Below are 8505 nucleotides of genomic sequence, written 5' to 3'. Positions count from 1 at the left end.
GGTTGATAGTTTCATAGTGTTTCGGTGGTCATAGCGTTAGGGAAACGCCCGGTTACATTCCGAACCCGGAAGCTAAGCCTTTCAGCGCCGATGGTACTGCAGGGGGGACCCTGTGGGAGAGTAGGACACCGCCGAACTCCTTTTAGCCGCGAACTCCTGGTCAACGACCAGGAGTTCGCGGCATTTTTGTTTTCATGGCTTCCCTTGAAGAGTTCCAGACCCACCGCCGTCGGCTGTGGGCCGTCGCCTACCGTCTCACCGGGTCCGTCGCCGACGCCGACGACGCCGTGCAGGAGGCGTGGTTGCGCTGGCAGCGGCTGCCCGACGACGTGGCCGACGACCCGGGCTCGTACCTGACCACCGTCGTCAGCCGCATCTGCCTCGACCTGTTCACTTCCGCCCGCGCTCGGCGCGAGACGTACGCCGGGCCCTGGCTGCCCGAGCCTGTGGTGACCGATGAACCCGGCCCCGAGGAGCAGGCCGCCCTCGACGAATCGGTCGGCATGGCCCTGCTGTTCGTGCTCGAGCGGCTCACGCCGGCCGAGCGGACGGCTCTCGTGTTGCACGACGTCTTCTCCGTCCCGTTCCAGGAGATCGCCGAGGTTGTCGACCGATCTCCCGAATCCGTCCGGCAGTTGGCGTCCCGCGCGCGCAAGCGTGTCCGGGCCGAGGCTCCGCGGCAGACGGTCGACCGGGGCGAGCACCGCCGGACGGTCGAGGCCTTCCTGGCCGCGGTCGTGGGCGGGGAGCTCGCCGACCTGATGGAAGTGCTCGACCCCGAGGTCGTCTGGCGGTCCGACGGAGGCGGGAAGATCACTGCTGCGCGGCTGCCGGTCGTCGGCCGGGAGAAGGTGGCGCGCTACGTCGCGAACGTCGTCCGCACCTTCGCGCCCGACTCGATGCAGATGCTGCTGCGGGAGGTCAACGGCGCACCCGGTGCCGTCTTCCTGACCGGGGACGGCGAGCCGCTGGGGGCCCTGGCCTTCACCGTCCACGACGGGCGGATCACGGACGTCGCTGCCGTCGTCAACCCCGACAAGCTGTCCCACCTTCAGGGGAGGTGACCCGGGACACGTCACATTTCGTGAGTCCGCGGCGTCCCCTGTATATGAAGACGAATTCTCACGCCGCATCCCCGTCCCCGGCCTCTTCGTCCTCCGCGCCCCGCGTCGTCGTGCTCGGTGGCGGCTACGCGGGGCTGGTGGCGGCCCTGCGGCTGGCGCCGGCCGCCCGGGTCACGCTGGTCGACCCGGGCGACGGCTTCACCGAACGCGTCCGACTCCACCAGCTGGCAGCCGGCCGGCCCGGTGTCACGCACCCCTACTCCGGGCTTCTGCGCGGCACCGGCATCGAGCACGTTGCCGCTCGCGCCGCCGATCTCGACCTCCAGGCGCGCAGCGTCCGGACGGACGACGGGCGCACCCTGTCGTACGACCGGCTCGTCTACGCGCTCGGCAGTGTCACGGACACCTCGGGCGTCGAGGACGCCCAGGACACCGGGCAGCTGATCCACACAGCGGAGTCGGCCGGGGCACTGCACCAGCGGCTGGTCGGGGCGCCAGGGCGTGTCTCGGTGGTCGGTGGCGGGTTGACCGGCATCGAGCTGGCCGCCGAGATCGCCGAGGCACATCCCGCCTGGGAGGTGCGGTTGTTGACGTCGGACGTCGTGGGGGCCGGCCTCTCGGTGCGCGGGCGGGCGCACGTGTACGAGGTGTTCCGCGGCCTGGGCGTGCGGGTCGAGGAGGGCCGCCGGGTGGCGTCGGCCGGTGAGGTGGACGCGGACGCGGTGGTGTGGGCGGCCGCGATGCGTCCGGTGACGGGGCTCGCCGCGCGGGCGGGTCTTGCCCTGGACGCGGCCGGGCGGATCGCGATCGACGGCACCGCTCGCTCGGTGACCGATCCCGCCGTCTATGCGGCGGGGGACGCGGCGGGGACGGGCATACGGATGGCGTGCGCGGTGTCCCTGCCCATGGGCCTGTACGTGGCGGCGTCCGTCCGCGCGGATCTGCAGGGCCGGCGCAGTCAACTGCGGCCGTTCCACTATGGGTTCGTGGGGCAGTGCATCAGCCTCGGTCGGCGCGACGGGCTGCTGCAGCTGGTGCGTTCCGACGACTCGCCGCGGTCGGCGGTGCTGACCGGGCGGCCGGCCGCCTTCGTCAAGGAGCGGGTCGTGCGCGGGACGGTGTTCGCCTTGCGGGCGGCCGCGGCCGGGGCGCGCCGTGGCCGCCTGGGGGCGGCATCCGGAGCCGATGCCTGCGGTACCGATGTGCACGGCGCTGCCCCGGCAGGGGCGTGCGGCCGCTAGGGGTGCCCGGCGGATCGTGCAGCGCCCCGTAGGGGCGCGGGGCCCTGCCGATCTGCGGCTCCGCCGCGCGGGCGCGACAAGCCACGACGCGCCCGCAGACAGAGTGCCGTGCTTCGCCCGGGCCCCGGGGTGGTTCGTCGACTGCGGACCGTCGGTGGCCGATCGCGCAGTTCCCCGCGCCCCTATGGGGCGCCGGTCCGGCCCTAGTGGGCCATCACCCGGCCCGTTGGTTCGTCGTCGCCGTTCTGCGCGTTGCGTTCGGCCCAGGTGATCAGTGCCGTGTGGACGGCCCGGTCCATGTGGCGCAGCCCGGTGAGGTCGAGTTCGATGCGGGGGGCGGCGTCCGGCCGGAGCGCGTCGAGGTCGTCGAGCAGCTTGGGCAGGCGCAGGAAGTTGGCGTTGCCGATGACGCGGGCGCGGACGACGCCGGTCGGCGAGGTCGTGGCCTCGACGTGGACGTGGGAGGTCTCCCAGGCGGCTTTGCAGACGGCCAGGACGAGTCCGATGGCGACGCCCTCGAAGAGGTTGGTGAGGACGATGGCGACGGCGGTGGTGGTGAGGATGGCGACCTCGCCGCGGTGCTCGCGCCACAGTGGGCCGAGTTCGCGCCCCGGCAGCAGCTTCCAGCCGGCGTGCACCAGGACGCCGGCGAGTGCGGCCACGGGTACGAGCTCGAGGGCCCAGGGCAGGAGGGTGGCGAAGAGCAGGAGCCAGACGCCGTGCAGGACGCGCGAGCCCTTCGTCCGCGCGCCGGCGTGGACGTCGGCTGAGCTGCGGACGACGACGGCGGTCATGGGCAGGGCGCCGAGGCGGGGGCGCAGGTGCAGCCGGTCGACGGCGGCCGCGCTGAAGAGCGTCTCGGCGGAGGCGATCAGGGCGAAGGTCAGGACCGTGCCGAGCACCCCGAATTCCGTCAGACGTGCGAATTCGCCATCGCCCGGCGGCTGGATCGCGTCGATCAGGCCGCGTACCCGGATCCGGTCGACGGGCAGCTCCAGCAGGGCCACCGCGGTGGTGGCGAGCGCGACGCCCGCCAAGGGGGCGGGGACGACGCGGGCGGCGCCGCGCCAGCGCGGCCACACGGCCAGGACGGCCACCGTGCCGGCGCCGACGGCGACTGCGGCCAGGGCGTCCGGGGAGGCGACGGTGTCGGTGAACAGCGTGACGAGCCCGCCGAGATTCTCCAGTGCCCCGGCCGGGGTGTCGGCGTCGGCAAGCGCGTAGAGCTGCCCGGCGATCAGGACGATGCCGATGCCGATGAGCATGCCCTGGACGACGGCGACCGAGATGGCGCGAAACCAGCGCCCGAGCTTCAGCAGCCCCATGGCCAGCTGGAGCAGCCCGGCGGTGAGCACCAGGACGCCGAGCGCCCGGAGCCCGTACGCGCGCACTGCTTCGTAGACCAGCACCGTCAGGCCGGCCGCCGGGCCGCTGACCTGCATGCTGCTGCCCGGCAGCAGGCCGGTGAGGAGACCGCCGACGACGCCGGTGACCAGGCCCAGCTCCACGGGCACGCCGGAGGCGGCGGCGATGCCGACGGACAGGGGCACGGCGATGAGGAAGACGACCAGTGATGCGGCGAAGTCCGCGCGCAGGTCGGCCCAGGGGCCGAGGCGGGGGATGACGGTGCGGACACGGCGGAAGAGGGTCTTCTGCATGAGGACTGCCTCCAGCGCGCTCGGGGCGCGCGCAGCGAAACGACGGGGATCGTTGCCGACGGGTGGAAGAGAAGTGACGGAGGAGTCGAGGGGGCGCACGCCCGGCGTCCGCACGACGGGCCATGCATGCCGTTAATCACTTGACCATATTTTGGCCAAGTCCCGGACCGATTCGGCCAGTTGGTTTGTAACCACGGTGTAAACACCGGGGCGGGAAACAGGAACGTCCGCATCCTGTCCCCCCGGCGGACGACCAAGACGACGACCAAGACGTGGACCGCGCCCCCGCCGGGCCGCGCGGAATGCGAGGATCCTCAAGGACGAAGAAGGTCCTCAAGGACGAGAAGGCCCCAGGGTCGGGAAGGCCCCAGGGCCGGGGAAGGCCCCAGGGCCGAGAAGATCCGCGTAGGACCAGGACCGCAAGCAAGCCCGCGCAGCGAAGAGGTGAGCCCCGTGCCCCAGACAGTCGCCGTCCTCGGCACCGGAAAGATCGGTGAGGCGCTGCTCAGCGGCATGATCCGCGCCGGCTGGTCGGCGGACGGCCTGATGTGCACCGCCCGCCGCCCCGAACGTGCCGAGGCGCTGCGCGCCCGCTACGGCGTCGAGGTGGTCAGCAACGTCGAGGCCGCCAAGGCCGCCGACACCCTCATCCTGGCCGTCAAGCCCCAGGACATGACCACCCTCCTCGACGAGCTCGCCCCGCACCTGCCGGCCGACCGGCTCGTCATCAGCGCCGCGGCCGGCATCCCCACGACCCTCTTCGAGGACCGGCTCCCCGCCGGCACCCCGGTCGTGCGCGTCATGCCGAACACGCCCGTCCTCGTCGACGAGGGCATGTCCGTCATCTCCGGGGGCTCCCACGCCACCGAGGAACACCTCCGGCGCACCGAGGCGATCTTCAAGCCCGTCGGCAAGACGCTGCGCCTGCCCGAGTCCCAGCAGGACGCCGCGACCGCCCTCTCCGGCTCCGGGCCCGCGTACTTCTACTTCCTCGTCGAGGCCATGACCGACGCCGGCATCCTGCTCGGCCTGCCCCGCGACAAGGCCCACGACCTCATCGTCCAGGCCGCCATCGGTGCGGCGGTCATGCTGCGCGACAGCGGCGAGCACCCCGTCAAGCTCCGGGAGGCGGTCACCTCGCCGGCCGGTACGACGATCAACGCGATCCGCGAGCTGGAGAAGCACGGGGTGCGCCATGCGCTCATCGCCGCGCTCGAAGCCGCGCGGGACCGGAGCCGGGAGCTGGCCTCCGGAAACGGATGAGGCGAAACGGGTGATGCTCAGCCGAGCAGCTCCGCCGTACGGACCACGCGGGCGAACCCGCCCGCGTGGAGGTTGACCGCCGTGGCGCGGGCCAGGGCGTCGGCCGTCAGGGCCTCGCCGTCCGGGCCCACCGCGTCGAACGTGTGCGTGGCGTCGATCGGGACGATCACGTCGTAGCCCAGGTTGCCGCCCATGCGGGCCGTCGTGTCGACGCACCAGTTCGTCATGATGCCCGCCACCACGATCTGCCGGATGCCGGCCGCGTCCAGCCAGGCCCGCAGGTCCGGGGTGCCGATGAAGGCGGAGTTCACCGTCTTGGTCAGCAGCAGCTCCGGCCCCGTCCCCTTGCCGCGCCGCTGCTCGACGAAGTCCTGGAAGTCGTTGCCCTCCTGGCCCGGCCGCAGCGGCGAGTCCGGCTTCGGCGAGTCGTGCCGTACGAAGACCACCGGCCGGCCCGCCGCCTGCCAGGTGTCGATCAGAGCGGCGAGGTTCTCCTCGGCCGCGGGGTTGTTGCGGGGCGGGAAGGCGGGGTCGTGCCAGCCCTTCTGCACGTCGATGACGACGAGGGCGGAGTCCTGAGCGATCGGGGTGACCTGTGCGATGTTCATGCCCATGATCCTGCTGGCGCCGGCGGACCGCCGACAGTGGCAGCACTGACCACCTCCGATGAATTCCTGCCACCTCCACTGGCAGGATGACCACCGTGCAGCCGCCCCAACGCATCGCCCTCGTCGCCTTCCCGCGCATCCGCGCCTTCGACGTCGCCGTCATCGCCGAGGTCTGGGGCGTCGACCGCACCGACCGCGGTGCCCCGCCCTTCGAACTGCGCCGCTGCGCCCCCGACCGGGCGCCCGTGCAGATGCCCGGCGGGCTCGTCCTCGCCCCCGACCGCGACCTCGACTGGCTCGGCACCGCCGACCTGGTGGTCGTCCCCGGCGTCGACGACCACCTGGCCCCCGTACCGCCGCCCGTCCTGGAGGCGCTGCGCAGCGCCCACGCCGCCGGGACCCCGGTCGCCGCGCTGTGCGGCGGAGCGTTCGTCCTCGCCCAGGCGGGTCTGCTCGACGGCCGGCGGGCCGTCACCCACTGGAACCTCACCCCTCTCCTGACCGCCACCCACCCGGCGGTCCAGGTCGTCCCGGACGCCCTCTTCGTCGAGGACGACGGCATCTGGACCGCGGCCGGAGTCGCCGCCGGCATCGACCTGTGCCTGCACCTCGTCCGTACGGCGCACGGCGCCGAGGCGGCGGCGACCATCGCCCGCGCCATGGTCACCGCCCCCTTCCGCACCGGCACCCAGGCCCAGTTCATCGAGCACCCCGCCCCCGCCCCGGACGACCGCGACCCCTCCGGCACCCTGGCCGCCGTGCGCGAGCGGGCCCTGCGACAGCTCGGCGAACCCCTGACCGTCGCCGACATGGCCGCCTGGGCCGGCATGTCACCGCGCTCCTTCGCCCGCCACTTCACCGCCGGCACGGGCAGGACCCCCATCCAGTGGCTGCTCGACCAGCGCATCGCCGCCGCCCAGCAGCTCCTGGAACGCACCGGCCTGCCCATGCCGGAGATCGCCCGCCGCTGCGGCTTCGGCAGCGAGGTCACCATGCGCCAGCACTTCGCCGCCCGCCTGGCCACCAGCCCCCGCGACTACCGCCGCGCCTTCCGCGCGGCGGGCTGATCGGCGTCGGGGGGAGCGGGTACGGCCCGCCGGCTCAGCCGACCGGCGGCAGCAGGCCGATCGCCCGGTACGCGGTGTCGACCCGCGGCCGGGCGAGCGCCCGCGCCCGCTCGGCACCCGCCCGCAGCACCTCGTCGACGTACTCCGGATCCGCGCACAGCTCCGCATGCCGCTCCCGCAGCGGTCGCAGCAGCTCCACGACGGCGTCCGCCACGTCCCTCTTCAACGCACCGTACGAGCTGTAGCCCGCGGCCAGCTCCTCCGGTTTGCCCTCACCACCCCGGCAGGCGGCGAGGATCTCCAGCAGATTCGCGACGCCGGGCTGCGCCTCGCGGTCGTAGCGGACCTCGCTGCCGCTGTCCGTCACGGCCCGCATGATCTTCTTGCGCACGACGTCCGCCTCGTCGAGCAGATAGACGATGCCGGACGTCTCCGCGTGCGACTTGCCCATCTTCGAGGCGGGGTCCTGCAGGTCCATCACACGAGCCGCCACGGGAGGCAGCACCGCCCGGGGAACGGTGAACGTGGCCCCGTACCGCTGGTTGAAGCGCACGGCCAGATCCCGGGTGAGCTCCACGTGCTGCGCCTGGTCGTCCCCCACGGGAACCTCGTCCGCCCCGTACGCCAGGATGTCCGCGGCCATCAGCGCGGGATACGTCAGCAGGGACAGCCGTACGCTCCCGCCGGTGGCCCGCTCCCGCGCGGACTTCTCCTTGTACTGGATCATCCGCCGCATCTCCCCGTCCGTGGCCGTGCACTCCAGGAGATAGGCCAGGCGGGTGTGCTCGTCGACATGACTCTGGACGAAGAGGGTGCACAGGTCCGGCCGCAGGCCGGCCGCCAGGAACAGCGTCGCTGCCTGCCGGCTGAGCCGGCGCACCCGTGCCGGGTCGTGCTCGACGGTCAGCGCGTGCAGGTCCACCACGCAGAAGAGCGCCTCGGCACGGTGCTGGTCGACCTCGACCCACCGCTGGATCGCGCCGAGGTAGTTGCCCAGGGTGAGGTGGCCGGTGGGCTTGATGCCGCTGAAGATCCTTGCCATCGGTTCGCTGTCTCCTCCGAGGTGGGGACCACCGCCCGGACAGCAAAAACGGCCGCCGAGGCGGCGGCCGTTGGATGCGTACGCGCAGCATGCGCAGGGGGCGGGCCGCCGGTCAGGCGGGCCACCACAGCTGCACGAGCGCACGCGTCGTCATGCCCCGGACCCTACGCGCGGGAAACCCCTTGCGCCACCGGTTTGATGGGGCGTACGGGAGCGTGTAGAGTTCTTCGAGTTGCCACGGCGTCCGCAAGGACGACGGGGCGGCATCTCTCGCCGCACCGGCGGCATCCACTACTGCACGGCCCCTTAACGGGATGGAATTCGGCGTGCCGAATTTCGGACCGGGCTCCGATTAGGAGCCGGGAGGGAAATCCGCTAAAGTAGTGATCACGCCGGGGGCCGAAAGGCCGAAGGCGAGAAAAACCCCGCTCCAACAGGGGGCCGGAAACGAGAAATCGGATCTGGTAAGGTTGGAAACACCGAAGGGAAGCGCCCGGAGGAAAGCCCCAGTAAATATCACTGCGGGTGAGTACGAAGGAAGCGTCCGTTCCTTGAGAACTCA

7 protein-coding genes and 1 rRNA gene are annotated in these 8505 nt (G+C 72.2%); 5 read left to right on the top strand and 3 right to left on the bottom strand.

Going from position 1 to position 8505, the window contains the following annotated elements; genetic code table 11:
• Nucleotides 1-20: 20 nt before the first annotated feature.
• From rrf to ABD361_RS30155, 3 genes are all read left to right on the top strand, one after another.
• Nucleotides 21-137: ribosomal RNA gene (gene rrf / locus ABD361_RS30165) — 5S ribosomal RNA — on the top strand.
• A gap of 57 nt (nt 138-194) precedes the next feature.
• Complete coding sequence (gene sigJ / locus ABD361_RS30160) at nt 195-1064, top strand: RNA polymerase sigma factor SigJ (protein ID WP_344440148.1); 870 nt, start codon at nt 195-197, stop codon at nt 1062-1064.
• A 44-nt stretch (nt 1065-1108) separates the two neighbouring features.
• Nucleotides 1109-2305 (top strand): NAD(P)/FAD-dependent oxidoreductase, encoded by a 1197-nt coding sequence (locus ABD361_RS30155; protein ID WP_344440146.1) that lies wholly within the window; start codon nt 1109-1111, stop codon nt 2303-2305.
• A gap of 203 nt (nt 2306-2508) precedes the next feature.
• Here ABD361_RS30155 and ABD361_RS30150 read toward each other — a convergent pair whose 3' ends face one another.
• Entirely contained in the window at nt 2509-3963 is a 1455-nt protein-coding gene (locus ABD361_RS30150) for a SulP family inorganic anion transporter (RefSeq protein ID WP_344440144.1), read from the bottom strand.
• 453 nt (nt 3964-4416) lie between these two features.
• Between ABD361_RS30150 and proC the strand changes: the two genes are divergently transcribed.
• The gene (gene proC / locus ABD361_RS30145; RefSeq protein ID WP_344440142.1) at nt 4417-5226 is read left to right on the top strand and encodes a pyrroline-5-carboxylate reductase; all 810 of its coding nucleotides are present in this window, start codon (nt 4417-4419) and stop codon (nt 5224-5226) included.
• Between the two features lie 17 nt (nt 5227-5243).
• Here proC and ABD361_RS30140 read toward each other — a convergent pair whose 3' ends face one another.
• Nucleotides 5244-5834: a cysteine hydrolase family protein gene (locus tag ABD361_RS30140; protein ID WP_344440141.1), complete on the bottom strand. Its 591-nt coding sequence runs from the start codon at nt 5832-5834 to the stop codon at nt 5244-5246.
• Between the two features lie 86 nt (nt 5835-5920).
• Between ABD361_RS30140 and ABD361_RS30135 the strand changes: the two genes are divergently transcribed.
• Complete coding sequence (locus ABD361_RS30135; protein ID WP_344440140.1) at nt 5921-6901, top strand: GlxA family transcriptional regulator; 981 nt, start codon at nt 5921-5923, stop codon at nt 6899-6901.
• Between the two features lie 34 nt (nt 6902-6935).
• On the opposite strand, the gene trpS is transcribed toward ABD361_RS30135, so the two are convergent.
• Nucleotides 6936-7943 carry a tryptophan--tRNA ligase gene (gene trpS / locus ABD361_RS30130; protein WP_344440139.1) on the bottom strand — a complete coding sequence of 336 codons (1008 nt, stop codon included), beginning with the start codon at nt 7941-7943 and terminating at the stop codon, nt 6936-6938.
• Nucleotides 7944-8505: the final 562 nt, after the last annotated feature.

It is taken from the genome of Streptomyces luteosporeus, from assembly GCF_039532865.1.
In the GTDB taxonomy this organism is placed as follows: domain Bacteria; phylum Actinomycetota; class Actinomycetes; order Streptomycetales; family Streptomycetaceae; genus Streptomyces; species Streptomyces luteosporeus.
Note: the sequence above shows the minus strand (reverse complement) of the source record. Positions and strands in the feature narration are given on the sequence as shown.